This window comes from Asticcacaulis sp. (assembly GCA_024707255.1).
In the GTDB taxonomy this organism is placed as follows: domain Bacteria; phylum Pseudomonadota; class Alphaproteobacteria; order Caulobacterales; family Caulobacteraceae; genus Asticcacaulis.
In genome coordinates this window covers 546,916-573,084 of the sequence record JANQAC010000001.1, presented here as the reverse complement: position 1 = coordinate 573,084, position 26,169 = coordinate 546,916, and the positions used below count along the sequence as shown (strand labels likewise).

Sequence of the window (26,169 nt, the reverse complement as noted above, 5' to 3'; positions counted from 1 at the left end):
GCTTCGCGCTGTGCCACCTCCCCATCGCTTCGCGCTAGGGAGGAGGGTGACGATCCTGCCTCTCCTCCCTAAACCGCAGGTTTGGGGAGGGGGACCACGAAGTGGTGGAGGGGCGTACCTTAATAGCCTAAAACAAGCATCCTTGTACGATTCTTTTGCGAGTTTCCCATGCCACTGCCCGTTTATCACGACCGCGATTGTGATCTCTCCGTCGTTCGCGCGCGCAAGGTACTGGTGATCGGCTATGGATCGCAGGGCCGCACCCAGGCGCTGAATGCCCGCGATTCCGGCGTGACGCAGATCAGGGTGGCGCTGAAACCGGAATCGAAAACCCGTGCAAAGGCCGAGGCCGATGGCTTCGAGGTGGTGACGGTGGCGGAGGGTGTGCCGTGGGCCGATGTGCTGGTCATCCTGACCTCGGACGAGGCGCACCAGAAACTCTTTGCCGAAGAGATCAATCCGCATCTGCGCGCCGGTCAGGCTCTGATATTCGCGCATGGGCTTTCCTGTAATTTCGGACTGGTGACGCCGCCGGCTGATGTCGATGTGCTGCTGGTCTCGCCCAAGGGTATTGGCCCGCGTATCCGCGATATCTATGTGGCGGGCGAGGGTGTGTTCTGCCTTTTCGCCGTCCAGCAAGACGCCACCGGCAACGCGAAGGCGCTGGGCCTGTCGTTTGCGGCTGCTCTGGGTTGCGGCCGCAAGGGCATTCTGGAAACGACCATGAAGGACGAATGCGAAAGCGATCTGTTCGGTGAGCAGGTGGTGCTTTGCGGCGGTACGCGCAATCTGGTGACCGAGGGTTTCCAGACCCTGGTCGATGCTGGTTATCCACCGGAGGTGGCGTGGTTCGAGACCTGCTATGAACTGAAGCTGGTGGTCGATCTGCTGTGGGAACTCGGCATGTCCGGCGGCTTCGAGAAGATCAGCAATACCGCCGAATATGGGGCTTATCTCACAGGTCCGCGCATCATCAACGCCGCCAGCCAGCAGGCCATGCAGGCTGTGCTGAAGGACGTGCAATCAGGCGATTTTGTCCGCCAGTTGATGCGTGACTACAATGCCGGCAGCCCGGATTTGCTTGGCCGTCGTGCCAGCTTGAAAGACAACCGGCTGGATGCGACCAAGCGCTATCTCGATGGCGTGGCGAAGGCGGCGAATGACGGCTGACGCGCACATAAAACGCGCCGATATTCAGGGACTGCGCGGCATCGCCGTGCTGGCCGTGGTGTTGTTTCATGTCAGCCATCACGCCTTGCCCGGCGGGTTTGCCGGTGTCGATATCTTCTTCGTTATTTCGGGGTATCTGATCACGCAGATTCTGCTGCGGGATATGGAGGTGGGCGCCTTTCGGCTACGCGATTTCTACCAAAGGCGCGTGCGGCGGCTGTTTCCGGCGTTGTTTACGGTGCTGGCGTTTACCCTGGTGGGCGGATTGGCGATTCTGCCGCCGAAACTGCTGAGTGAACTGGTCTACAGCCAGTTTTTCACGACGTTGTTCCTGTCCAACTTCGCCTTTGCGCGGCTGGCGGATTATTTCGATGCTTCCGCCAGCCTGAAACCGCTACTGCACACCTGGTCATTGGGTGTTGAAGAGCAGTTTTATCTCGTTTTTCCTCTGCTTCTGCTGGGTTTGCGACGGTTTTCAAGACGCTTTCTGTGGCCGGTTCTCGCCGGGATGGCCCTGCTGTCGCTAATCGTGGCGCAAATGACGACGCGACCTGAAGCCGCCTTTTACCTGCCAACCACACGCGCGTTTGAACTGCTGATCGGTGCGCTGACCGTTTGGGCGCAGGGCCGCCTTACACTTAGCGAAAAGACCAGACGAGTCTTATCCTTGCTCGGCATCGGTCTGCTGATTGCCAGCCTGATCATTTTGAGTGATCGCGTGCCGTTTCCCAGCCTCTGGGCCTTGCCGCCTTGCCTTGGCGCAGCGCTTTTGCTGATCAGCAAAGATGGATGGGGCAATAAGCTGATCAGCGCGCCGCCGCTGGTCTGGACCGGCGATATCTCCTATTCGCTTTATCTCTGGCACTGGCCATTGCTTGTCTTTGCGCGGCTCGTCCTTGGCGAGGCGTGGTGGATCGCGCTTGCGGTGGTGATCGCGGCCTTCGGTCTCGCGGCCCTGTCGCGCCGCTATATCGAACAGCCGTTTCTGGAAAGGCGCCCGCGCCGGCTGTGGCTTCTGGCCGGTGGCGTCATGGCGCTTTCGATCGTCAGCGCCCTTCTGGTCTTCGGCGCCAAGGGGTTGCCGCAGCGCTTCAATGCCGCCGAACGGGCCGCTTTTGCCGCTACCGACGATTTCAGCCCGGATCGCAAGCGCTGTCATATCGCCCAGAATAGCCGCCGCGATTACCGTGACACCTGCGTACTCGGCCATGCGCCATCGGTGGCTGTGTGGGGCGACAGCGAGGGTGTCGAACTGGCGAAGGCGCTGGCGGATCAGGGCGCGGGCGTGCGCCAGATCACGGCTTCGGCCTGTCCACCCAGTCTCCGTTACACCATCGCCTATAACCGTGCCTGCCGTGCGCATAATGCCGATATGTTGCTGCACCTGAAATCCGATCCGAACATCAGGACCGTGATCCTGGCGGTCAATTATCGTCGCTATGACGATGAAAACAGCGCCGCCATGCTGGGCGGTCTGGAACTGAGCGCGCTCGATTTGCAGGCGGCCGGCAAACAGGTCGTGCTGCTCTATCCGGTGCCGGTTTATGACTTCGATCCGCCGTCACAGGTCGGGCTGGCGATGTGGCTGGGACGCGATCCTTTAAGTGTCGGTATGTCACGCGCGCAGTTCGACCGTGAAAATGGCCGGACGATTGCCGCGCTCGATGATTTTGCTCGTAGCCATGATTTGGCGGTATTGCGGCCTTCGGATGTGCTGTGTGATGCGCAGCGCTGCCGGGTATACGATCCGGCATCAGGTGTGCTCTATTTCAATGGCCAGCATTTGAGCATGGCCGGGGCCAGACAGCTTACCAGCTTAATTCCGCTTCCCCGCGCAAAATAGCCTCGACCTCCGGCGTGTGCTTGCGCGCGCCATTGTCGTGCAGGATCAGCGGCGGCAGCAGGCGCAGAGGGGCCTTGCCCAGGCGCTGGGCGCGCACCAGAACGCGCTTGGCCTCCCTGTCGGCGAAAGGCTGGATCGGACGGATAACGAATGATCCGCATTTCTTCGATAAGCCGCTTAATATATCCGCCAGACGGTCGGCGCGATGGATGAAGACGATATGGCCCTGATCAACGACGGCGCTCTGAGCAAAGTCGAGCCAGGCGTCCAGGCCGTCATCGGCGATCCAGGCCGGGCGCTTGGCTTCATGCGGAGCACGCAGGGTGTCGGGATCATCGAAATAGGGCGGATTGGAGAAGACGAGATCGAAGCGGGGAGGAGGTGGCTTTACCCCTCCCACCGCTTCGCGGTCCCCCCTCCCCGTAAACGGGGCGGGCGAAAGCGGGTTAAAATCTGTAGCTTTATACCCTTCGCCGATATCGCCTTCGATAATCGTCACGCCGGAAAGCGCATTCAGCCGGATGTTGTCGCGGGCCAGGGCGGCATAGTCCGGTTCGCGTTCGATGCCGGTCAGGGCAAGTACTGGCCGGCGCATTTTCAACGACAAAAGCGCGCCGCCGACGCCGCAGCCCAGTTCCAGAGCGGTCCTGAACTTCGGCAGGCTGGCGCAGGCCGCCGCCAGCAGGGCGCCATCCATGCCGATACGATAACCGGTCTTCGGCTGCATCAATTTGACGCGGCCATCGAGCAGATAGGTCGCGGTCGTTTTTATGTCGGATTGCAGGCTTATCTCTGCTAAGTTCCCAGGTAAGTTCCTAGTCATATACCGGCCATATCCCAGATCGTTTTTGCGCCACAGTCGCGCAAACTGTCACACGGAAAGTGGCTAAATAGTATCGCGGGCCATTGCCTGCGCGGTCAAGGCGGTTTATGGCCTAAAGGTTAAAGTTCAGGAGTATCAGCTTTGGATTCGGCCAATATCGACACTGTGCGCCCCGCACCGGAGGCGGTTCAGACCACGGCAAAACCGGACGTGAAAGCGCTGGTCAGCCTGTGCGATCCGGACATGGTCGATATCAATGCCCTGATCACCGAACGGATGCAGTCCGAAGTGGCGGTGATCCCGGCCCTGGCCGCGCACCTGATCGCCGCCGGCGGCAAGCGCCTGCGCCCGCTTCTGTGCGTGGCGGCGGCGCGCCTGTGCGGCACCGGCAATACGCATCACCATAATCTGTCGGCGGCGGTCGAGTTCATCCATACCGCTACCCTTCTGCATGATGATGTGGTCGATTCCTCGCAACTGCGCCGCGGCAAGGTGGCCGCGCACCTGATCTGGGGGGCGCCGTCATCGGTGCTGGTCGGTGATTTCCTGTTCGCTCGCGCCTTTGAGCTGATGGTCGAAACCGGTTCCCTGCGCGCGCTGGATATCCTGTCGAAAGCTTCGGCGGTTATCACCCAGGGTGAAGTCCTGCAACTGATGAAGGCGTTCGACCTGAACCTCAGCCAGGCCGACTATATCGAAATCATTTCATCGAAGACGGCCGCGCTTTTCGCCGCCGCTTCGGAAAGCGGCGCCGTGGCTTCGGGCGCCTCGGAAGAGAAGATCAAGGCGCTGTACGATTACGGCATGAACCTCGGCCTCGCCTTCCAGATCCAGGATGATATCCTCGATTACCAGGGCTCGGCCGCCGATCTGGGCAAGAATGCCGGCGACGATTTCGCCGAGGGCAAGGCCACCCTGCCGCTGATCCTGGCCATGCAGGCCACGCCGACGGAAGTCGCCTTCTGGGATCGCGTTATCGGCAAGCGCGAGCAAAAAGACGGCGATTTCAGCCACGCGCAGGATTTAATGATCTCTTCCGGTGCGCTGGAAGCGGCCCGCTCGGTGGCGCGCACCTATGCCGAAAAGGCCCGCGCATCGCTTGAGATATTCGAAGGCGGTCCGTGGCGGAGCGCTCTGGAAAACCTCGCTGTCTACAGCGTCGAACGCCAGACCTGAGTTTTGTCACAGCCGCCGCTCCATCCGCATAAAGCCCGCTTTTACGAGCTGGATATCCTGCGCGGTGTGGCAGCTTTGGTAGTGGTGTTTTTTCATTACAAGCATTTCCTGCTGATCAGTGACGCGGCTGGCTTTGACTATGCCCACATGCCGCTGAGCGGGCTCCTGATGCCGCTCTATCTCTATGGCCAGTTCTTTGTGGAGCTGTTCTTCGCCATATCGGGCTATGTCTTCTTCTGGCTCTATGCTGAGGCGATTGCCAGCCGCCATACCGGGCCGTGGGCCTTTTTCGTGGCGCGTTTCAGCCGGCTCTATCCGCTCTATATCGTCACCCTGCTGGTCGTGGTGGCGCTCCAGGCGCTCTATCCGGGGGATGACTTCATCTACCGCCAGGATACCCCGCTCAATTTCGTGCTGAACCTCTTCATGGTGCAGCAATGGGTGCCCTATGCGGTGCAGTCCTTTAACGGGCCGGCCTGGTCGATCTCGGTCGAGGTCTTTCTCTATGCGCTGTTTTTCCTCATCTGCTTTTTTGGCTGGAACCGGCCCTGGGTGCTTGGCGGGCTGTTTGTGGCTGGGGCGACCTTGCGGCTGATGAGCGATCCGACGGTGGATTTCGTGCGCGGCGTGCCGAGTTTCTTCCAGGGCGGGCTGATCTACTATGCCGTTCAGGCGCTGCGCCGGCATGAGGTCTGGCGCCGGCGCGTGATGCTGTGGCTGTGCGTAATCCTGCCGGTGGCCTGGATTATTAGCTATGCGCGCGGTTTCCGGCCGGTCAATGTGCTGATGGAGCCCGGTCTGGCGGGCACCTGGCTGAGCGTGCCGGTATTTCTTTATGTCGTCCTGCCCTTCAGCCTGCTGGCCCTGGGGCTGATGCAGGGGCACTGGCGGGTGAACTGGCTCAGCCGCGAGAGCCTGCACCGCGTCTCCTGGATCGGGGATATCAGCTATTCGGTCTATCTGATCCATTTCCCGCTGCAACTGACGATCATGCTGGCCTTGTCGGGCCTGTCTCCGGCTTTTCGGCTGGCGCTGTTCGGTTCGCCCCTGAGCCTGCTGGCCTTTATGGCGCTGGCCAGCGGACTGGGCTGGCTCAGTTTTCACTATCTCGAAATGCCGGCGCGGCGATATCTGACAAAACGCCTGCGGCACTTACTGGCGCCGGGGGCGGTGGTGCGGTAAAACGGACGCGATTTTAAAAGGAGCAAGATCATGGCGGATTCTACAGGTGCTTTTGTCGGGCAGGCCACCCAGCCGGAAATATTGCTCTATGGCCGTGCCAATCGCCACGGCATCGTGGCCGGCGCCACCGGCACGGGCAAGACGATCACGCTCCAGATCCTGGCCCAGGCCTTTTCCGATGCCGGCGTGCCGGTCTTCGCCGCCGATATCAAGGGCGACCTGTCCGGCATTTCGCAGCCGGGTCAGTTTAATGACAAGGTGCTGGATCGCGCCAAATCGATGGGGCTTGACCTTCAGCCGACGGCCGCGCCGGTCATCTTCTGGGATCTGTATGGCGAGAAGGGCCATCCGATCCGCGCCACCATTTCCGAGATGGGACCGCTTTTGCTGGCGCGCCTATTAGAACTGAACGATGTGCAGGAAGGCGTGCTCAACATCGCTTTCGCCGTGGCGGATAAGGAGGGGCTGCTGTTGCTCGATCTCAACGATCTGCGCGCCATGCTCAACCATATTTCGGATAATGCGAAGGACCTCAGCCAGACCTACGGCCAGATTTCGCCGACGACGGTGGCCACCATCCTGCGCAATCTGCTGACCCTGGAAAACCAGGGCGCGGCGCATTTCTTCGGCGAACCGGCCCTGCGGCTGGAAGACCTGATGCGCACCCATATTTCCGGCAAGGGCTATGTCAATATCCTGGCCTCCGACCGGCTGATGCAGAACCCGAAGCTCTATTCGACCTTCCTGCTATGGCTGATGTCGGAGCTGTTCGAGGAACTGCCCGAAGTCGGTGATCCGGAAAAGCCGCGTCTCGTCTTCTTCTTCGATGAGGCGCATCTGCTGTTCAACGAGGCGTCGCCCGCCCTGCTGCAAAAGATCGAGCAGGTGGTGCGCCTGATCCGTTCCAAGGGCGTCGGCATCTATTTCATCACGCAGAATCCGGCCGATATCCCCGATACGGTGCTGGGGCAACTCGGCAATCGCGTGCAGCACGCCCTGCGCGCCTATACGCCTTCGGAACAGAAGGGCCTGAAAGCGGCGGCGGATTCCTTCCGCGAAAATCCGGCCTTCAAGACGATCGAGGTTCTCCAGCAACTGGGCACGGGCGAGGCGCTGGTGTCGCTGCTCGACGTGAAGGGCATTCCCAATATTTGCGACCGGGCGATGATCAGGCCGCCGGCTTCGCGCATGGGACCGGCCACCGATCAGGAGCGCGCCGATATCATGGCGAAGTCGCCGGTGGCCGGTGTCTATGACACGTTGAAAGACCGCGAGTCGGCCTACGAGATTTTGAGCGCCAAGCTTGCCCAGGCGCAGGCCGATGCGCCGCCTCCGCCGCCTTCCGCCGCCGAAAAGGAAGCCGCCAAGGCCGCCGCGCAACAGGCGAAGCTGGAAGAACGTGAGCGCCTGGCTGAACAGAAGGCCAAGGAAAAGGCGGCGGCCCAAATGACCAAGACGGTGACTTCGGTCGCCGTGCCAATTATCCGTTCGATCGGCATTGCCATCGCCGGTTCGCTGATCCGCGGCATGATGGGGAATGCCAAGCGGCGGCGGTAGGGTTTAAAGATCAAACATATCCAGTGTCTTCCAGTTCAGATGCTGGCCGGAGTCGACGCAGATCATCTGGCCGGTGACGCTGGGGGCGTTCAATAAGTAAATCACCGCCGCGGCCACTTCCTCCGGTGAGGTCGGCTTTTGCAGCAGGGTCGAGCGGGCCTCTCGGTCGAAATCCTTTTCGCTCTGGTGAATCGAACGCAGGGTCGGGCCAGGGCCAACGGCATTGACGCGGATATGGGGCGCGAGCGCCTGCGCCAGGGTGCGCGTGGCGTGCCACAGGCCGGCCTTGGACAGGCTGTAGCTGAAGAAGGGCGGGGAGGGCTTCAGAACCCGCTGGTCGATCATATTGATGATCGAAGCACCTGCGCGGATATCGCTTTGCGCGGCAAACGCCTGGGAGAGCAGAACGGGCGCCAGAAGATTGGTGTCCATGTGCATCTGCCAGCTATCGATGGTCAGACTGCGGGCGCGGTCATCGGCGAAGACAGAGGCGTTGTTGACGAGGACATCGATGGGGCCGAGCGCTTCACGGCCCTTGGTGATCAGGCCGGCGACATTGGCCACATCGTTGAGATCGCCCTGAATGGCGTGGGCCTTTACGCCCAGTGTTTCCAGTTCGCGGACAAGCACCAACGCATCATCATGCGATTGGCCATAATGGACACCGATATCGTAACCGGCATTGGCCAGGGCGATGGCAATGGCGCGACCGATCCGCTTGGCGGCGCCGGTGACTAGAGCAGTCTTAGTCAACGCGGCCGAAGTCGATGATGTTCATAATGGCCATGAAAATGAGGAACAGGCCGAGGATGGAAATGGCGAGCATGGACAGACTCCGCAGATGAATGGTTTTTGATAACCGGCTTACACGGAGGAGACAAGGGGTAAGCGGTCGCTGTTCACGTTTAATCACGGCGACATAAACGATATTTAATCCGACAGAGTGTCGTTCCAGCCTTGCATCGGTGCCCTGATGCCGCCATCGTATATCCATGGAAGACTGGAAACGCGTTGTAGAACCCTATTCACGGCCGCTGTTTTTCGCCTATTCGCGGGCGACGCGGGGCAAGACGCTCGGCGTGCGCGGGCTGGTGGTCAATCCGAAGGGCGAGGTGCTTTTGATCGAGCATACCTATCTCGAAGGCTGGTGGCTGCCGGGCGGCGGAGTCGATGCCGGCGAGACGGCGCACCAGGCGGTGGCGCGCGAACTGCGCGAGGAAGCCGGCGTCAATCCGCTGGAGCAGCCGAAACTCCTGTCGGTTCACAGCAACGAACAGTTCTTTCCCGGCGATCATGTCCTGTTGTTCCGCGTCGACCGGTATGAAGACGTGCCGATGACCTCGCACGCCGAGATAAAGAATGTCGGATTTTTTGCGCTTGATGCGTTGCCGGACAATATTAATGAAGGCTCGCTAAGACGCATACAAGAAGCACTTATGGGCTTTCCACCCGATCCGATCTGGTGACTATTCCGCTGGCGTCGTCGGGCGCACGGCGACCGAACGCACATAATTGGCCAGTTTGACATAGTTGGCGCGGCTGAGGACCGGTGCATGGGCTTCCAGCGCCTTTATCAGGTTACGGGCCCAGACGCGCGACGGCTTTTCATAATAGTAGTGCGCCAAAGCGGCGAGGCCCAGCGATATGGCCACCGATACGAACACCCAGGTCATTTTCGATAGGCCGAGATCGACGCCCCAGGCCGGGAAGGACTTGAGTATTATCTTCTGCACCAGGTCATGCACCAGATAGAGGGCGAAGGACACCAGGCCCAGCCAGTAGACGACACGGTTTTGCAGCAGGCGGGCGATCACGCCTTCATCATGGCTCAGGCTCATGATCAGGCCGGCGAAGACGGCGACCAGCCAGACATCGTTCGACTTATAGCACAGCAGGAACAGGGCCAGCGGCAGGAACAGCCCGGCGGCGCGGGCCGGCACCAGATCCTTGAAGCGGAAGGCGACGAGACCGATATAGAAGCCGGCCAGACAGCGCAGGGTGGTGCCCGGCGCGTAGGAATGGACGACGTCGAGCTTGCCGATGCCCTTGTACGGGTGGTGCGTCATCCACTGCGGGCCATAGGCCACGGCGATCAGGATGCCGAAAGCCGCCACCACGCCCATCAGGGCATAGCGGCGCGGCAGCCACAGGGCCAGGAAGATACTAACGGGAAACAGCAGATAGGCCGCCCATTCGGTGCTGATCGACCACGACGGCGGCACGATCGAATAGGCCAGGCCCCAGACGTGGCTCATGGTGATATTGAAGGGCAGGGCGCGCAGGACACTATCGTCAAAGCGGTAGGTGTCGCTGAGCACGGTGGTGATCATCACGGCGGTGATGACCGTCATCAGGATATAGAGCGGATAGATGCGCGCCAGGCGCAGTAGCAGGAATGTTTTGAAATTCTTCAGGTCGAAACCGTGCTCGAACAGGCCGCCATAGGTCATGGCCATGACGAAGCCGCTCAGTATAAAGAACAGGTCGACCGCCATGTAGCCGTGGCTGACAAAGGGGCGCACCGCCATCGGAAAGGCGTGAAGGCCGTTGGCGTGGAAGAAGACCACATACAGGGCCGCGATTCCGCGCAGGCCCGTCAGGGCGCGGATTTCGCGCGATTTCGGCGCAGGCGTCAGGGAAGCGGCGGGCGTCATTGAGTCTCGATGGCGGAGGTGATGCCCCCATATAGGGCAATGCGCGCCATACACCAAATCACAATCACGGACGCGTGATTGCCGGATTGTTTCAGTTGTGGCCTCTGCTGCCGGAAACCTGTGTGATTTTGCGTCAGGCTTCCCATATACAAGCTCCAATTCATGCTAATAAGCCCGTAATGACCCCAGACGCCGAAGACCCAGACATCACAATTGAAGCACCAGAGCCCCGACTGATCGGATCGGCCCTGATCCGGCGCGAGGCGGCGCTGGCGCCCGATAAGCCCGGCGTGTATCGGATGCTGGGGCATGACGGTGAAGTGCTTTATGTCGGCAAGGCGAAATCGCTGAAAAAGCGCGTGCTGCAATATGCGCAGGGCCGCTTTCATACCCAGCGCATTGCCCGCATGGTTGCCCTGACCCATGAAATGGTCCTGCTGCGCACCGATACCGAGGGTGAGGCGCTGCTGCTTGAAGCACGGCTTATCAAGGCGCTGAAGCCGCGTTACAATGTGTTGCTGCGCGACGACAAGATGTTCGCCGAAATCCTGGTGCGCAAGGATCATGAGGCGGCGCAGATCACCAAGCATCGCGGCGCCCATACCATTCCTGGTGATTATTACGGCCCGTTTGCCTCGACCCAGGCGGTCAACCGCACGCTGGACACCCTGCAGAAAGCCTTCCTGCTGCGCACCTGCACCGACAGCGTCTATGCCTCGCGCACCCGTCCGTGCATGTTGCACCAGATAAAACGGTGCAGCGCGCCCTGCACCGGTGTCATCAGCCTGACCGATTACAGCGACCTGGCGAAGCAGGCGCACGATTTCCTGAAGGGCAAAAGCCGGGCGGTGATCGATCGCCTGTCAAAAGAGATGATGCAGGCTTCAGACGATATGGATTTCGAACGCGCCGCCCATCTGCGTGACCGGGTCAGGGCGCTCAACCATGTCTCGCTGTCTGCCTCGGTCGATCTGCGCGAGGAAGAGGCCGATGTCTTCGCCGTGTTCAACGAAGGCGGCGCGGCCTGCGTGCAGGTGGTTTTCTATCGCGCTGGCCAGAACTGGGGCGATCGTGCCTATTTCCCGCGTGTCGATCAGGAGGATGATGCCGGCAGCATTCTCGATGCGTTTTTGGGGCAATTCTACCAGGACCGGCAGGTGCCGCGCCTCATCCTGGTGTCGCACGACCTGCATGAAGCCGATTTGATGATGGAGGCGTTAAGCCTGAAAGCCGAACGCAAGGTGCAGGTGGTGCGTCCGCAGCGCGGCGACAAATGCGAGGTGGTACAGCACGCGCTCAACAATGCCCGCGCGGCACTGGGCCGCCGGCTGGCGGAAAGCAGCGCGCAATCAAAGCTGCTGCAAGGGGTTTGTGAAGCCTTTGGGCTGGACGCGCCGCCGACGCAGATCGAGGTCTATGACAACTCCCACCTCGGCGGCACCCATGCGGTCGGCGGCATGGTGGTGGCCGGCCCGGAAGGGTTTCTGAAGGGACAATACCGCAAGTTTACCATCCGTGATCTCGATACCAGGCCGGGTGACGATTACGCCATGATGGCGGAAGTCTTTCGCCGGCGTTTCATGCGCTTGATCAAGGAAAAGGACCTTCCCGAAGGCGAGAAGAATTTCGGCCGCCCGGATCTGGTGCTGGTCGATGGCGGGCAGGGACAACTCGATGCGGTTCTGGCGGTGATGAGCGAACTCGGGCTGGAGGATATCCCCATTGTCGGCGTGGCCAAGGGGCCGGACCGCGATGCCGGTATGGAGCGCTTCTTCATGCCCGGCCGGCTGCCCTTCATGATGGAGCCGAAATCACCGGTGCTCTATTACTTGCAGCGCCTGCGCGACGAGGCCCACCGCTATGCCATCGGCGCCAACCGCCAGAAGCGCGACGCCGCCATCACCAAAAATCCGCTCGACGAAATCGAGGGCATCGGCCCGCGTAAGAAGCGCGCCCTGCTGGCGGCTTTTGGCTCAGGCCGTGAGGTCGGCCGCGCCACGGTCGATGAACTGATGAAGATTGAAGGCGTCAGTGCCGCCCTGGCGCAGAAGATATATGACTTCTTTCATGGGGGGTGAACTGGCCGCATGAACTGCCCATACGGAAATTAGTATTCGGTATTATGTGCCGGTTTCAGAAAGTGACAAAAACCGAATTTTCATAGATCGGGCGAATCAGACGAGTGGGAAAAAAGCCAAAAACCGTGCGTAATTGTAGCATCAATTAATTCAATAATATTACAATTAATGGCTGTGACTGTGTTTCGGACGTCGGTATTGTTGCATAATTGCAAATCACACATAAAAATGTGCATTGGGCTTTTTCCATAATTGACGGTTTTGAGGCTGGGTGTTACCGCTAACGTACCAAAACCGGACCGGAGTGGGAAAACCATGCCCGGAAAGGGACTGCGGCGGACTGCGGCCATAAAAACGGTCGCGGCGATAATGATAAGTTTGGAGAAGGAAGCGCCGGAATTTTTCATTGCGGCATAAATGCGTCTATAGCGTTTAATGATCGAATTTGATACTGACAACGTTGTCGGGAAATCCGGACTGGTCTTTTTGGGGCTCAAGTACAGGCCCGCGTCCGGTCTCGATTAGTAAGCGTTCGTAGAAATAGGCGGGCATGTCCGTTGTGGGCATGGCTTTCCGCAAAAACTTCAACCGTGTGCCGGATGAGCCGGCGTTGCGGAACGGAGAACTGCGTCTGTCTGGAGGGGGCATCGTTTTTCAAACGACGCCCGATGGACTGGCGCGCTGTCTGTCATAAAAACCAAAGTTGGGAGGACTACATGACAAGTAGAGTAAATGGGAAACGCGCCGGTGGTGTGTTGCGTACAGCGTTCCTGGGTGGCGTTTCGACGCTGGCCATTTGCGCCATCGCCGCGCCTTCGTTCGCGCAGGACGCGGCTCAGGACGCCGCCCCGGCGGCAGCGCCGGCGGACGACGGCACGGTGATTATCGTCACCGGTATCCGCGGCTCGCTGCAGCGTTCGATGAACATCAAGAAAAACGCCGACGGTGTGGTCGACGGTATCTCGGCCGAAGACGTCGGCAAGTATCCGGACACCAACCTGGCTGACTCGCTGCAACGCGTCACCGGCGTATCGATCAACCGTGTCAACGGCGAAGGTCAACAGATCACGGTTCGCGGTTTCGGTCCGGGCTACAACATGACGACCGTTGATGGCCGCATCATGCCGGCTTCGACCATCGGTGTCATCGGCGGCGGTCAGGGCGCTGACAGCAATCAGGGCAACACCCGTGCGTTCGATTTCAGCAATATCGCATCGGATGGTGTTTCGGCCGTTCAGGTCTACAAGACCGGCCGCGCCGACCTTAACTCCGGCGGCATCGGCGCCACCATCAATGTCGCCACCCTGCAGCCGCTCGCCCATTCGGGCTCGAAGGGCAGCTTCACGGTCAAGGCTCTGACCACCGATAATCCGGGCCTCGGCACTGTTTTGAAGAAGAAGAGCGTCACACCGGAAATCTCGGGCGCCTATCAGTGGACCAACGATTCCAGCAATTTCGGCGTCGCCCTGTTTGGTTCCTATCAGGAAAAGACCGGTTCGACCCGTTCGGACACCGTCAACTCCTGGAACGTCCAGACCTACGCCAAGTGGCTGACGACCGGCCAGGCGCCTGCGGCGGCGAACATCACCAATGCGCCGACCGACATGAATCAGTTGATCGCTGTGCCGACCGACAGCCGCCTGACATATGCGGAAAATTCGCTGAAGCGTTCCAACGCCGCCGTCACCCTGCGCTGGAACCCCACCGAAGATCTGACCGTCACGGCCAACAGCTTCTACACGCATGTGGAAGCAGAGGAAGCGCGCTCCGAACTGACCAACTGGTTTTCGCGCAGCCCTTACGCGGCCATCACGTTTGACGATAACCCGATCATCAAGTCGGCGATTTCGGCAACCGACACGATCCCGACCGGCAAGGATCAGGGTTACGAAAACGAACTGCGCGCCGTGGAATCCACGATCCAGTCGACGGGCCTGAATGTCAAATATCACCCGAATGACAACTGGACCCTGTCGGCCGATCTGTCGACCTCCAAGTCCAGCTCGGGTGGCAACAATCCGGATGGCTCTTCTTCGGACACAGTCAGCTCGGCCCAGACCTACGTGAAGTCGAACACCACCACCTTTGGTGAACTGGCTGCGCCGATTCAAAATGTTGTGCTCGATCCGACCAAGTCGGTGACAGGAAAGCAGGACATCGCATCGCTCGCTTCGGGCTACAGCAATCAGTACTTCTCGCAGCAGACCGACGAGCTTCAGCAGGCCAAGTTTGACGCCACCTATCAGGTTGATGAAAACAGCAAGCTGAGCTTTGGTCTTGACGCCTACAAGAATGTCAACGAATCCGAATTCACTGGCTATCAGGCGCAGTTCGGTGACTGGGGCGGTCTCAACCCTGGCGATCTGCAAAAGTATGGCACCCAGGATATCAAGACCTTCTGCATGAGCTGCCAATTCACCTCGGTCGACATGCCGTCGGCTGACGGTACGGCTTACCGCTATAATGCGGTGGACGCTTACAACGGTCTGAAGGCCTATTACGGCAGCCCGACCTTTGCGAACGTTCTGCCTTCAGGCGGTGCCAAGGCCAACACACCTAAACTCAACGGCTTCGCCCATAACGAAGTTGACGAGCAGGTTACGGCCGCTTACGCCCAGTTCTCCATGAAGTCTGAGCTCGTTGGCCGTCCGGTCAAAATTCTGGCCGGTGTGCGCTATGAAAATACGGATGTCACAGTTACCGCCTATCAGAACATCCCGACCGGTCTGCGCTGGGATCAGAAGAACAACTTCTCGGTTGTTCAGGGCACGGACGTTCAGCCCTATGCTGTGAAGTCTCACTACAGCAACCTGCTGCCGAGCCTTGATATGGCGATGAATATCACCGACGATTTGATTGGTCGTATGTCGTTCTCGGTGACGAATGCGCGCCCGCAGTACAGCTCGATGTATGCCACGACCAGTGTCGGCGCACCGGGTGATGCCAGCTATAATGGCGGCATTTACCGGGCCTCATCGGGCAACCCGGCCCTGAAGCCGCTGGTTTCGGAAAACTTCGATCTGTCGGCTGAATGGTATTACGGCAAGAACAGCTATGTTTCGCTGGGCTATTATCGTAAGGCCGTGCAGAACTTCGTCGGCAACGGGACAACCAATACCACGTTGTTCGGCATAACCGATCCGGCCTCCGGCAAGGCAGGCACGCGTTCGGGCGCTGCGGTCACGGCTCTTCAGAGCATCGGCGTCCCCACCAACACCAATAACCTGTCCGCTATGACGATCCTCATCGATCAGGCTGGCGGGGATGTGGCGACGGCGTTGAACGAATGGAACACCAATACCGCGCCGGACGGACACGTCTCTGCGGATACGGATGCCCTTTCGGTCTACCTGTGGGGCAACCCCAACTGGAAGGTCGTCAGCAACAGCGCTGATCCCCTGGCGACATTCGTCCTTTCGCAACCGGTCAATAACCATACGGCTAATATTGACGGGTTCGAATTCGCCATCCAGCACTTCTTCGGCGACACCGGCTTCGGCATCGCCGCCAGCGGCACCACGGTCAACGGTGACGTGGCGCTCGATGATGCCGCCGATCCAAACGGCAGCAACCAGTTCGCCCTGGAAGGTCTCAGCAATACCTACAACATCACGGGTATCTACGAGAAATACGGGTTCGAAGGCCGGATCGTCTACAACTGGCGCGACAAGTATCTGGCCCAGGCCAATGCGTCGCAAAACGGTGGTCGTTATGTCGCGGCCTTCGGCCAGTGGGATGCGACTCTGAACTACGAACTGCGTCCGAACCTCATGCTGACGTTCGAGGCCCTGAACATCAACCGCGAACATGTGGTGCAGTATATCCGCGTGCCGACCGATGTTGTCATGTATCAGGAACTCGATACACGTTACGACGTTGGTATTCGTTACAAGTTCTAAACCAGATAACGGTTTAACTTGAGGGGAAGGCCGCATAACAATGCGGCCTTCCTTTTTTTATAGACGGTCAAGCGAACAGGAACAGGCGGATGAATGCACAGGTGATAAAAAAGGTAGTGATCGCCGGCGGCGGGACCGCGGGATGGTGCGCGGCCGCCGCCCTGTCGCGTCTGCTCGGGGCTGTGCTTGACATAACCCTGATTGAATCGGGCGATATCGGCATTGTGGGCGTCGGTGAATCGACCATCCCCACCGTGCGGGCGTTTCACCATCTGATCAGCGTCGACGAACAGGCGTTCATGCGTGAGACAGGGGCGACCTTCAAACTCGGCATCGATTTTGAAAATTGGGGGCGAGAGGGTGACCGGTATTTCCACTCTTTCGGCACGCTTGGGAAATCGCCCTGGATGGGGCATTTTTATAATATCTGGCTGGAAGCCCGCTCAAAGGGACTTGGCGGCTCGCTGGATGACTACAGCCTGGAAACGAAAGCGGCGATGGCCGGAAAGTTTCAGCTCCATAAGAACCTGTCCATCAATTACGCCTATCATCTGGATGCGGTGCTCTACGGCCAATACCTGCGCAAGCTGAGCGAAGAGGCCGGCGTCAAGCGTCAGGAAGGCCAGATTGTTAGCGTCCAGCAGAACGCCGGCACGGGCTTTATCACCTCGGTTACTCTGGCCTCCGGAGAGGCGATCGAGGGTGATCTCTTCATTGACTGCACTGGATTCCGTGGCCTGCTGATCGAGGAGACGCTGGACACCGGTTATGAAGACTGGAGCCACTGGATTCGAACAGACAGGGCCCTGGCGGTGCAGACCGAGTCCGCGGGCGCCCCCTTGCCCTATACGAAAGTCGTGGCCCACACCGCCGGTTGGCGCTGGCGCATTCCGCTTCAGAATCGTGTCGGCAATGGCCTGGTCTATTCCAGTGCCCATATGTCGGACGATGAGGCGCACATGCTTCTGACGAAGAGCCTGGATGCACCGATGGTAAATACGCCCAGGGTGATCAAATACAAGACGGGCCGGCGCAGGAAAATCTGGAACAAGAACTGCGTGGCCATGGGCCTGTCCAGTGGCTTTATCGAGCCGCTGGAATCGACCAGCATTCATCTATTCCAGAAGTCCGTACTGAACCTGATCCAGAATTTTCCGTTCTTCGGCATCAATGACGCGCTGGTGGCGCGCTATAATGAATTGTCCGACCGGGAGGCCGAATATGCGCGGGACTTCGTCATACTGCATTACAAGCTGACCGAGCGCACCGACACGTCCTTCTGGTCGGAAAATGCGGTGATGGACGTGCCGGACTCTTTACAGGCCCGCATCGACCTCTTCCGCGAGTCGGGCATGGCTTACCAGGAACCGGGGGAGCTGTTCCGGACGGATTCGTGGGCGCAGGTCATGCTGGGGCAGCGGCTGGAACCGCAAGGCTGGCATCGACTGGGCGCGCTCATGAACGAAACCGATATGAAACAGGTGTTTGACGGCCTCAAGGCGACGGTTGATAACACCGTGGCCAATATGATGCCGCAAGAGGCTTTCCTGAAGCAATATTGCCCCACCGCCGTCGTTTAAAATGGACCTGATGAATATGGAAAACAGCAAACCCGTGCTTCTCGATAATGTCGCGCATCACGACCTGCGCGTCATTACCGGCCATGCCGCCGCCTTTGGCGACGCCGTAAACCAGGTGCGGGTTTATCCGAATGAGTTTGCCGAGGTCCAGCGCGAATATCCCATCTTTTTCCGTCGTGATGCAGAGGGAAGCTTTTATGCTGTCGCCCTGTTGGGCTTTGACCGCGATGAAAACCTTTTTCTCGACAGCAATGGCTGGAATGCCCGTTATGTGCCGGCCGAGCAGGCGCGCGGGCCTTTCCTGCTGGGTTTCCGCGAAGGGAGCGATGGCGAAGGGCCGATGATGCTGATGGAGCCTGCGCATCCCCGTGTCAGCCGCAGCGAGGGAGAGCCGTTGTTCAAGCCGCAAGGCGGCAATGCGCCGGTTCTGGAGCATTATCTTCAGGTTCTGCGCACGCTTCACAGCGGCTTGGGCCTCAATGACGAGGTTTTTGCTGCCTGGCTTGAGGCCGGTCTTGTGGCGCCGGTCAAGGTCGATATCCGTATCAATGAAGAGCTGGGCTACGATATTCCCGACCTGTTCTCGATCAATGGTGAAGCGCTGGCGGGGCTGGAGGGCGCCGTATTGGCCGGTCTCAATGCGCGTGGTTATTTGGCCATGGCTTTTTATGTGCTGACCTCGCTTGGCAATGTGCCGCACCTGATCGCGCTCAAGACCCGCAAGCTACAGGGCGCCTGACGGATATGTCGGGCGTTATTGCCAGAACCCGCGTCGTTACCGGCATCTCGCCTGACCGGATACCTTACGACGACCTGATGGCCGAGCAGGCGCCGCTCATCATGAAGGGCGTGGCGCGGGACTGGCCGCTGGTGCAGGCCGGACTCACGTCTCCACAGACCGCCATGGATTACCTCAAGGGTTTCTACCAGGGGCGGCCGGTAACGCTTTTTGTCGCCGAACCGGAACAGGCGGGGCGCTTTGCCTACAATGAAGACGTCACGGGTTTCAATTTCCAAGGCGGGCGGAGCGACCTCAATGAGGCGCTTGATCGGATCGCCGAACATATAGACGATCCGAACCCGCCGTCTTTTTACATCGGTTCGACCGATCTCGACCTGTTCCTGCCGGGTTTGCGGGCGCATGACGAACTGGTGCTCAACCACCCGATGTTTGCCGCCAATCCGCCGCTGGCCAGCATCTGGATCGGCAACCGCACCACGGCCACGGCGCATTACGACATGTCGCACAATCTGGCGGTCTGTGTTGCGGGTAAGCGGCGTTTCACGTTGTTTCCGCCGGACCAGGTGGCCAATCTCTATCCCGGTCCGCTGGAGCCGACGCCCGGCGGGCAGGTGATCAGCATGGTCGATTTCAATAATCCGGATTTCGACCGTTATCCGCGCTTTCGGGAGGCGGTCGCGGCCGGGCAGGTGGCGGAACTGGAACCCGGCGATCTGCTGTTCTATCCGGCCCTGTGGTGGCATCATGTCGAGGCGCTGGAACCATTCAATATCCTCATCAATTACTGGTGGAACACCTCGCCGGCTTTCATGGATACGCCGCAAAATACACTGCTGCACGCGCTGCTCTCTCTGCGTGACCGGCCGCAGGCGGAGAAGGACGCCTGGCGCGACCTGTTCGACTACTATGTGTTCGGTCCGGCCGAGCGCGCCGGCGCGCATCTGCCTGAACACGCCCGCGGCAACCTGGGGCCGATGGACGAGATGAAGGCCCGCCGACTGCGGGCCATATTGCTCAACAAGCTGAACCGATAATACGCCCGGCAAGATGGTTGACAGTCTGCCCTGACGAGATATGTTACCGCTATCATAAAAAATAAGCAGGGAAATATCATGCGTTATCTGAACAGGCTTATGCTGACCGTCGCCACCGGTGTCATGTTATCGGTGGCCGCACAGGCCGAACCCTTGCATCTGAACAACAAAGGCTATTTCGAGACGCGCGGCGTCAATGTGCTGGTCTTCGCCAATGGCGCCAACAGCCTGTTCAATGACGCCAAGATCGCCGGGGTCGAGCTGATCCAGCAGGGCGTGCGCACGGCCACCAATGGCGATGTCCGCCTGATGCCGACGCCGGGCCAGTGGGACGAGATGGGCCTGGTCAAGGATCGCCAGGTGGATCAGGCCACGGGCGTTGTCACCACGACGATCAGCTATCCGAAATATGATTTCACCTATCAGGTGCGCGTGGCGCCGAAAGGCGAGGGGGTGGCCTTAAGCGTGATCCTCGACAAGCCTCTGCCGGAAGCGCTGGCGGGCAAGGCCGGGCTGAACATGGAGTTCCTGCCGGCCGCTTATTTCCACAAGAGCTATCTCGCCGATGGCGTGGCGGGGACGTTCCCGCTATATCCCTCCGGATCGATGAAAAGCCTGGGCGAGGGCGTACCGATGTCGCGCCTGCTGCCGCAGACCGAACCGCTGCCGCTGGCGCACGGCAAGACCCTCGTGCTGGCGCCGGAAGATCCGGCGCGTCGGGTGACCCTGACCTCCGATGCCGATATTGCCCTCTATGACGGCCGCAACCAGGCGCAGAACGGCTGGTATGTGGTGCGGTCGCTGCTGCCGCCCGGAAAGACCGGCGAGGTGGTGTCCTCGACCTTGACGGCCAATTCGGTGGCCGACTGGGTGCGGCCGCCGATGATCGCCCATTCACAACTGGGCTATGCGCCGCAGCAGGCCAAGACAGCCGTGATCGAACTCGATCCGAACGATAAGCCCGCCGCCGAGGCGCGTCTGCTGGAGGTGGGCGCCGATGGCAGCTTCACGCCGGTGCTGACCGCCGAAGCCAAGCCGTGGGGCCACTATCTGCGCTATGACTATCGGACTTTCGATTTCTCAGGCGTCACTAAGCCCGGCCTCTATGTCATTGAGTATGAAGGCCAGCGCACCAGCCCGTTCCGCATCGCGCCGGATATCTACGCCAATGCCTGGGAGCCGACGCTTGATGTCTATCTGCCGGTGGCGATGGACCATATGAAGGTCAATGAAGCCTATCGGGTCTGGCACGGCGACAGCCACCGCGACGACGCCATGCAGGCCCCGCCGGGCGATGATCATATCGATCTTTACGCCTCCAAGCCGGGAAGCACGGACACAAAATACAAGCCCTATGAGCATATTCCGGGGCTGAATGTCGGCGGCTGGTTCGATGCCGGCGATTTCGATATCCGCACCCAGACGCACTATGCCGTGGTGCGCTCGCTGGTGCAGAGCTGGGAAAAGTTTGGCCTGACGCGTGACGACACCCTGATCGATCACCAGCGCCGCTATGTCGATATTCATGTGCCGGATGGTAAGCCCGACCTGCTTCAGCAGATCCAGCACGGCACGCTCCAGCTTGTGGCGCAGTTCGATGCCGTGGGCCACGCCATCAATGGGATTGTCGAGCCGGACGTGGCGGAATATCCGCACCTGGGCGATGCCGTCACCAAGACAGACGGCCTGATCTATGATCTCTCTTTGGGGCGCGATGAGGTGAAGGATGGCAAGAGCGGGATGCCCGACGACCGCTGGGCCTTTACCAATACCACCTCGGCGCTGAACTATGGCTCGATCGCGGCGCTGGCCGCCGCCAGCCGCGCGCTGAAAGGCTTTGACGATCCACTGGCTGACAAGTCATTGGCGATCGCCAAACGGACCTGGGCCGAGGAACACAGCCACGCGCCGAATCTTTATCATCACGGCAATACCACGGGCGGCGACCTGGTCGAGGAAGAGCTTTCCGCCGCGGTCGAGCTCTTGATCACCACCAAAGACCCGCAATATGCCAAACGGATCGACGCCCTGTGGCCGGAGGTCAGCAAGAGCTTCGCGGCCAATGCCGCGACCCCGGCCAAGGCGCTGCCCCTGATGCCGAAAGCCTTCAAGGCCGGGTTCGCCCGGCGGTGGTGGCCTGGCAGGCCGAGGCGAATAAGCTGGCGACGGCCAATCCGTTCGGTGTGCCGATCACCGAAGGCGGCTGGGCCGGCGATGGCACGGTGGTCGAATACGGCCTGACCGCGGCGGCGCTGAACCGGGAATTCCCGGATATCGTCGGCACGGATGCGGTCTATCAGGCGCTGGACTATATCTACGGCACCCATCCGGGTTCGAATGTATCGTTTGTCTCCGGCGTCGGAACGGTTTCCAAGGAAGTGGCCTATGGCAATAACCGCGCCGATTTCAGCTTCATCGCTGGCGGGGTGGTGCCGGGCGTGCTGGTGCTCAAGCCCGACTTCCCTGAGAACAAGGAGGACTGGCCGTTCTTCTGGGGCGAAAACGAATATGTCATCAATGTCGGCGCCGCCTATATCGAACTGGTCAATGAGGCCAATGCGCGGGTGAAGCGGTGACTTTCGCCGGTAAAATAGTGCTTATTCCGGCGGGTGCGGCAATATTTCGGCGATGTGATTGAAAAGTCACATTTCGCGCTTCAGTCCCGGATATTGAAATGAAAGGGCCGCTTTACAGCGATCACGGTCTTTTTGATCCCACTATTCGGGAATGAGAAACGGTGAAATCTCATTATCTGGGAAGCTTTGCCCGGCAAAGCGTTGCGTGTGATGGCGCGTCCAGGTCGGGCAGTTGATTTGCCGAAAACAGGCGCGTACCTTGTTATGGCAACAGGCGCTTCTACGTGTGTTGCGAGATGTTAGCGTTATCAAATAAATTGACACCGGTGTCACAGTGAGGGTGCCGGGCAAAAGCGGGTTTGTCAAAACGAAAGAGCTGCGCCGGTTCATGCCGGTGATCGCAGCCCGATAAAACAGGGTCACACTCAGGATATGGGCGCAAACCGCCCTGCCTTAACCCTTGAATCAACGCGTCGTGCCGGAGCCATGTCCGTGCCGAGCCGGGTGGCCTGCGCCATCCGAAGAGGGATGGTCTGTGTCCGGAGCGACCGATACGGGCGGTAAAAAAAGACAACTGGAAGGAAGTTAGAGATTATGAAAAAGTGCAACAGATCAGGGAATTTACGGCCAGTGCTGGCGGCATCAATATCGATGCTGGCCTTGGGGGCGGGGCTGAATGCCCTGCCGGCCATGGCCCAGGATGCCGCCGCGACCGATACGGCGACACCTTCGCCGGATGAAACCGTGGTGGTCGTCACCGGTTCGCGCCTGTCCAATCGCGGCTTCAAGGCGCCGACGCCGGTCACCGTGCTCGACCAGCAGGAACTGAAGCTCTCTGGCACGCAGAATGTCGATGTCATGCTGTCCGACACGCCGCAATTCACCGGCTCGCAGCTCAACAGCCCCACGGCCAATACGGTCCAGGCCGGCCAGCCGGTCGGCACCGCCACCCTGAACCTGCGCAATTTCGGCCCGACGCGCAACCTCGTGCTGGTCAATGGCCGCCGCTTCGCCATCACCGGTCCGGATTTTACGACCGACATCAACACCATTCCCGCGGCGCTGATCAAGCGCGTGGAAGTCGTCACCGGCGGCTCCTCGGCGGTCTATGGCTCTGACGCCATCACCGGCGTGGTCAACTTCGTCATGCGCGATGATTTCCAGGGTGTGGAAACGAGCGTGCAGAGAACCTGGACGAGCATACCGGTACGCCGACCTACAGCGTCGATATCACGGCCGGCGGTAATTTCGCCGATGGCCGCGGCAATATAGTCGCTTCGGTCAACTACATGAACCGCGGCGGCTATACGCGCAATGATCGCGGCGGCTGGGCCATGCCGTCACTTTCCGATGGCTGCGTCACCGCCGATTCGTGGAGTGATGATAGTGCGGGCACGCCCAATGGCGCCGGCAACGGCCAGGCGTGTCTGGATTCCGGCGGCCGCATGGGCCTGGTTTACAGCGGTTCATCCAACGTCCCCAATGGCCGTTTCGGCATTGGCAACCTGCCGGTTTACGGGTCGGCCGGTTCCAATGCCGGGCTGGATGCGGCCCTTGCGGCGGCCGGTCTGCAGAACATGGGCTCCAACGGCGCCCTTCTCAGCGATGACGGCAAGACGGTGCGTCCCTATGCCGGGGCGTCCGACAGCTACGATCTGGGCGGCATGTCGAACATCATCACCCCGCAGACACGCTGGATGGGCAATATCTTCGCCCATTATGATTTCAACGACAAGGCAACGGGCTACATGGAAATGCACTACAGCGACAATGTCGCCGATGTGCAGATCGCCCCTACTAATTACGGCGGCAACCTGCTGCTCGATGTCAACAATCCCTATCTCGGCGCGCCGATGCAGGAAGTCCTGCGCCAGCTCGACCTGAAGGAAACCGGCACGACCACGGTTACCAACGGCACACTGAGCCTGACCAATGCGCCGGGCGATGGCCGCGCGGTGATCAACTTCAACCGCCGCCTGTCGGATATCGGCCCGCGCTACACCACGTCCGACCACGCGGTCTTCCGCACGGCGCTGGGCGTGCGCGGCAATCTCGGCGATGTGTCGTCGAAGGCCCTGCGCGATCTGAAATACGATGTCTACTACACCTATGCCCGTACGACCGAATCCGACACCCAGACGGGGTCGATCTCGCTCAGCCACTTCCAGCAGGCCGTGCTGTCGCAGGGCGGGGCGGCGCCGGTGCTCAATCCCTTCGGTCAGAACATGACCGATGCCGGCAAGGCCGCCATCATCATCAACGCCAATGCCGGCCTGCGCGCCGAGCAGCAGGTCTTCGCCGGCAACCTGACCGGTGAAGCCTTCGACCTGCCCGCCGGTCCGGTCGATTTCTCCACCGGCTTCGAATGGCGCTACAGCAAGGCCGAATATATCCCCGACACCTACCTGGCCTCGGGTGATGTTTCCGGCTGGAACGCTGCCAAGGCCACCAAGGGCTCGACCACGGTCAAGGAAATCTACGGCGAAGTCCGCGCCCCGATCCTGGCCGACCTGTCGCTGGCCAAGCGCCTCAGCCTGAACAGCGCCTTCCGCTATTCCGACTATGACCTGAAGGGCGTCGGCGGTGTCTGGACCTATTCGATCGGTTCGGAATGGGCGCTCAACAGCGACATCGCCTTCCGCGCCCAGTACCAGCACGCCATCCGCGCGCCGAACGTCGGCGAACTGTTCGGCGGCGCCGGCACCAACGGGCCGATGGCGAACGATCCCTGTTCCGATCGCACCCCCGTCGCCAACCAGACGGCCGAGCTCAAGGCCCTCTGCACGGCCACCGGCGTGCCCACTGCGACCGTCTTCACCTCGGCGGTTCAGCCGACGGCCTTCGTCTATCAGACGACCGGCGGCAATCCGAACCTGAGCCCGGAAACCTCCAACACCACCACGGCTGGCCTGGTGTGGACGCCCAGCTACGTGCGCGGTTTGCAGGTCAGCGTCGATTACTACAAGATCACGCTGGATGATGCCATCTCCACACTCGGCGGCGGCGGTGTGCAGTCGGTGCTTGACCTGTGCTACAAGACGATCATGGATGCCAGCAGCGTCTTCTGTCAGGCCATCCACCGCGATCCGTCCTCCGGCCAGGTTACCGCGCCGGATTACGTCTCGACCACCAATGCCAATGTCGGCCGCCTGGCGACCGCCGGCGTCGATGTCGAGGGCCATTACGGCTTCGGCACCGACTGGGGCCTGATGGGCGCCAGCCGCTGGGATGTCTCGGCCAATGTCAACTATGTCAGCGAGTTTGTCGGCACGCCGATCCAGGACCAGCCGGACGTCAAGAACGACTGCCCGGGCGCCTTCGGTGGCACCTGCGGCCAGCCGATTCCGAAATGGAAGGGTTCCGGCCGCGTGACCTGGAAGACCGGGCCGCTGACCCTTTCGGCCCGCGCCCGCTATATCGGTAAGGTGACGGTCGATACCTACATGCTGCCGCTTTCCAAGGGCCTGACGCCGCCGGCGCTCAACACCCTGACCAATCCGGTCATCGACGCCCAGACCTATATCGACCTGACGGCGGCCTATGATCTGACGTCGAAGATCCAGTTGTCGGTCGGTGCGCGCAACCTGTTCGACAAGAACCCGCCGATCCTCGGTTCCTCGCAGTTGCCCTCGGATAACACCATCCCGGCGACCTATGATGTCCAGGGCCGCGTCTTCTTCGTCAGCGTGGACGCGAAGTTCTAGGCTTATCCGATTGGCGGGTGCGGCGTTTCCTCCCTGTCGCTTTGCCCGCCATAACCACCAGAACCTGCTTTATTCCCCGGTTCTGCCACTTAAGCCCGGCCGGTCTCCCTGCCGGGCTTCTTTTTTCTTCTGATACAGTGCTTTGATGCAA

General features: G+C 60.1%; 19 protein-coding genes. 15 read left to right on the top strand and 4 right to left on the bottom strand.

The window, feature by feature from the left end; translation table 11 throughout:
• Positions 1-168 precede the first annotated feature (168 nt).
• Positions 169-1,170 carry a ketol-acid reductoisomerase gene (ilvC, locus tag NVV72_02790; protein ID MCR6658307.1) on the top strand — a complete coding sequence of 334 codons (1,002 nt, stop codon included), beginning with the start codon at positions 169-171 and terminating at the stop codon, positions 1,168-1,170.
• Positions 1,160-3,013 (top strand): acyltransferase, encoded by a 1,854-nt coding sequence (locus tag NVV72_02785; protein MCR6658306.1) that lies wholly within the window; start codon positions 1,160-1,162, stop codon positions 3,011-3,013. Before ilvC ends, NVV72_02785 begins: the two co-directional genes overlap by 11 nt.
• Here the strand turns inward: NVV72_02785 and NVV72_02780 are convergent.
• On the bottom strand, positions 2,979-3,836 hold the full coding sequence (locus NVV72_02780) for a methyltransferase (GenBank protein MCR6658305.1): 858 nt from the start codon (positions 3,834-3,836) through the stop codon (positions 2,979-2,981). The genes NVV72_02785 and NVV72_02780 overlap by 35 nt on opposite strands.
• 141 nt (positions 3,837-3,977) lie before the next feature.
• Between NVV72_02780 and NVV72_02775 the strand changes: the two genes are divergently transcribed.
• Genes NVV72_02775 through NVV72_02765 form a run of 3 tightly spaced genes read left to right on the top strand, consistent with a single transcriptional unit; the run spans position 3,978 to position 7,751 of the window.
• Complete coding sequence (locus tag NVV72_02775) at positions 3,978-5,012, top strand: polyprenyl synthetase family protein (protein MCR6658304.1); 1,035 nt, start codon at positions 3,978-3,980, stop codon at positions 5,010-5,012.
• A gap of 3 nt (positions 5,013-5,015) precedes the next feature.
• Positions 5,016-6,194: an acyltransferase gene (locus NVV72_02770; protein ID MCR6658303.1), complete on the top strand. Its 1,179-nt coding sequence runs from the start codon at positions 5,016-5,018 to the stop codon at positions 6,192-6,194.
• Between the two features lie 30 nt (positions 6,195-6,224).
• A complete protein-coding gene (locus NVV72_02765) occupies positions 6,225-7,751 on the top strand; it encodes a DUF853 domain-containing protein (GenBank protein ID MCR6658302.1) in 1,527 nt (508 codons plus the stop codon).
• Positions 7,752-7,754: 3 nt separating this feature from the next.
• Here the strand turns inward: NVV72_02765 and NVV72_02760 are convergent, their stop codons facing one another.
• Entirely contained in the window at positions 7,755-8,504 is a 750-nt protein-coding gene (locus NVV72_02760; protein MCR6658301.1) for an SDR family oxidoreductase, read from the bottom strand.
• A 239-nt stretch (positions 8,505-8,743) separates the two neighbouring features.
• Between NVV72_02760 and NVV72_02755 the strand changes: the two genes are divergently transcribed.
• Entirely contained in the window at positions 8,744-9,217 is a 474-nt protein-coding gene (locus tag NVV72_02755; protein MCR6658300.1) for an NUDIX domain-containing protein, read from the top strand.
• On the opposite strand, the gene NVV72_02750 is transcribed toward NVV72_02755, so the two are convergent.
• The gene (locus NVV72_02750; protein MCR6658299.1) at positions 9,218-10,405 is read right to left on the bottom strand and encodes an acyltransferase; all 1,188 of its coding nucleotides are present in this window, start codon (positions 10,403-10,405) and stop codon (positions 9,218-9,220) included. It abuts the gene before it with no gap.
• A 179-nt stretch (positions 10,406-10,584) separates the two neighbouring features.
• On the opposite strand from NVV72_02750, the gene uvrC reads away from it, so the two are divergent.
• Complete coding sequence (gene uvrC, locus NVV72_02745) at positions 10,585-12,483, top strand: excinuclease ABC subunit UvrC (GenBank protein MCR6658298.1); 1,899 nt, start codon at positions 10,585-10,587, stop codon at positions 12,481-12,483.
• 80 nt (positions 12,484-12,563) lie between these two features.
• Here the strand turns inward: uvrC and NVV72_02740 are convergent, their stop codons facing one another.
• Complete coding sequence (locus tag NVV72_02740; GenBank protein ID MCR6658297.1) at positions 12,564-12,980, bottom strand: hypothetical protein; 417 nt, start codon at positions 12,978-12,980, stop codon at positions 12,564-12,566.
• 219 nt (positions 12,981-13,199) lie between these two features.
• Here NVV72_02740 and NVV72_02735 point away from each other — a divergent pair, with 219 nt between their 5' ends.
• The 8 genes from NVV72_02735 (at position 13,200) to NVV72_02700 (ending at position 26,018) form a co-directional block, all read left to right on the top strand.
• The gene (locus NVV72_02735) at positions 13,200-16,382 is read left to right on the top strand and encodes a TonB-dependent receptor (protein ID MCR6658296.1); all 3,183 of its coding nucleotides are present in this window, start codon (positions 13,200-13,202) and stop codon (positions 16,380-16,382) included.
• Between the two features lie 89 nt (positions 16,383-16,471).
• Positions 16,472-17,962 carry a tryptophan 7-halogenase gene (locus NVV72_02730; GenBank protein MCR6658295.1) on the top strand — a complete coding sequence of 497 codons (1,491 nt, stop codon included), beginning with the start codon at positions 16,472-16,474 and terminating at the stop codon, positions 17,960-17,962.
• A gap of 16 nt (positions 17,963-17,978) precedes the next feature.
• Entirely contained in the window at positions 17,979-18,701 is a 723-nt protein-coding gene (locus tag NVV72_02725) for a SapC family protein (GenBank protein MCR6658294.1), read from the top strand.
• 5 nt (positions 18,702-18,706) lie between these two features.
• Entirely contained in the window at positions 18,707-19,738 is a 1,032-nt protein-coding gene (locus NVV72_02720) for a cupin-like domain-containing protein (protein ID MCR6658293.1), read from the top strand.
• A 78-nt stretch (positions 19,739-19,816) separates the two neighbouring features.
• Complete coding sequence (locus NVV72_02715) at positions 19,817-21,979, top strand: glycoside hydrolase family 9 protein (GenBank protein ID MCR6658292.1); 2,163 nt, start codon at positions 19,817-19,819, stop codon at positions 21,977-21,979.
• Positions 21,922-22,314 carry a hypothetical protein gene (locus tag NVV72_02710; protein ID MCR6658291.1) on the top strand — a complete coding sequence of 131 codons (393 nt, stop codon included), beginning with the start codon at positions 21,922-21,924 and terminating at the stop codon, positions 22,312-22,314. Before NVV72_02715 ends, NVV72_02710 begins: the two co-directional genes overlap by 58 nt.
• 630 nt (positions 22,315-22,944) lie before the next feature.
• A complete protein-coding gene (locus tag NVV72_02705; GenBank protein ID MCR6658290.1) occupies positions 22,945-23,586 on the top strand; it encodes a TonB-dependent receptor plug domain-containing protein in 642 nt (213 codons plus the stop codon).
• 17 nt (positions 23,587-23,603) lie between these two features.
• Positions 23,604-26,018 (top strand): TonB-dependent receptor, encoded by a 2,415-nt coding sequence (locus NVV72_02700; protein ID MCR6658289.1) that lies wholly within the window; start codon positions 23,604-23,606, stop codon positions 26,016-26,018.
• Positions 26,019-26,169: the final 151 nt, after the last annotated feature.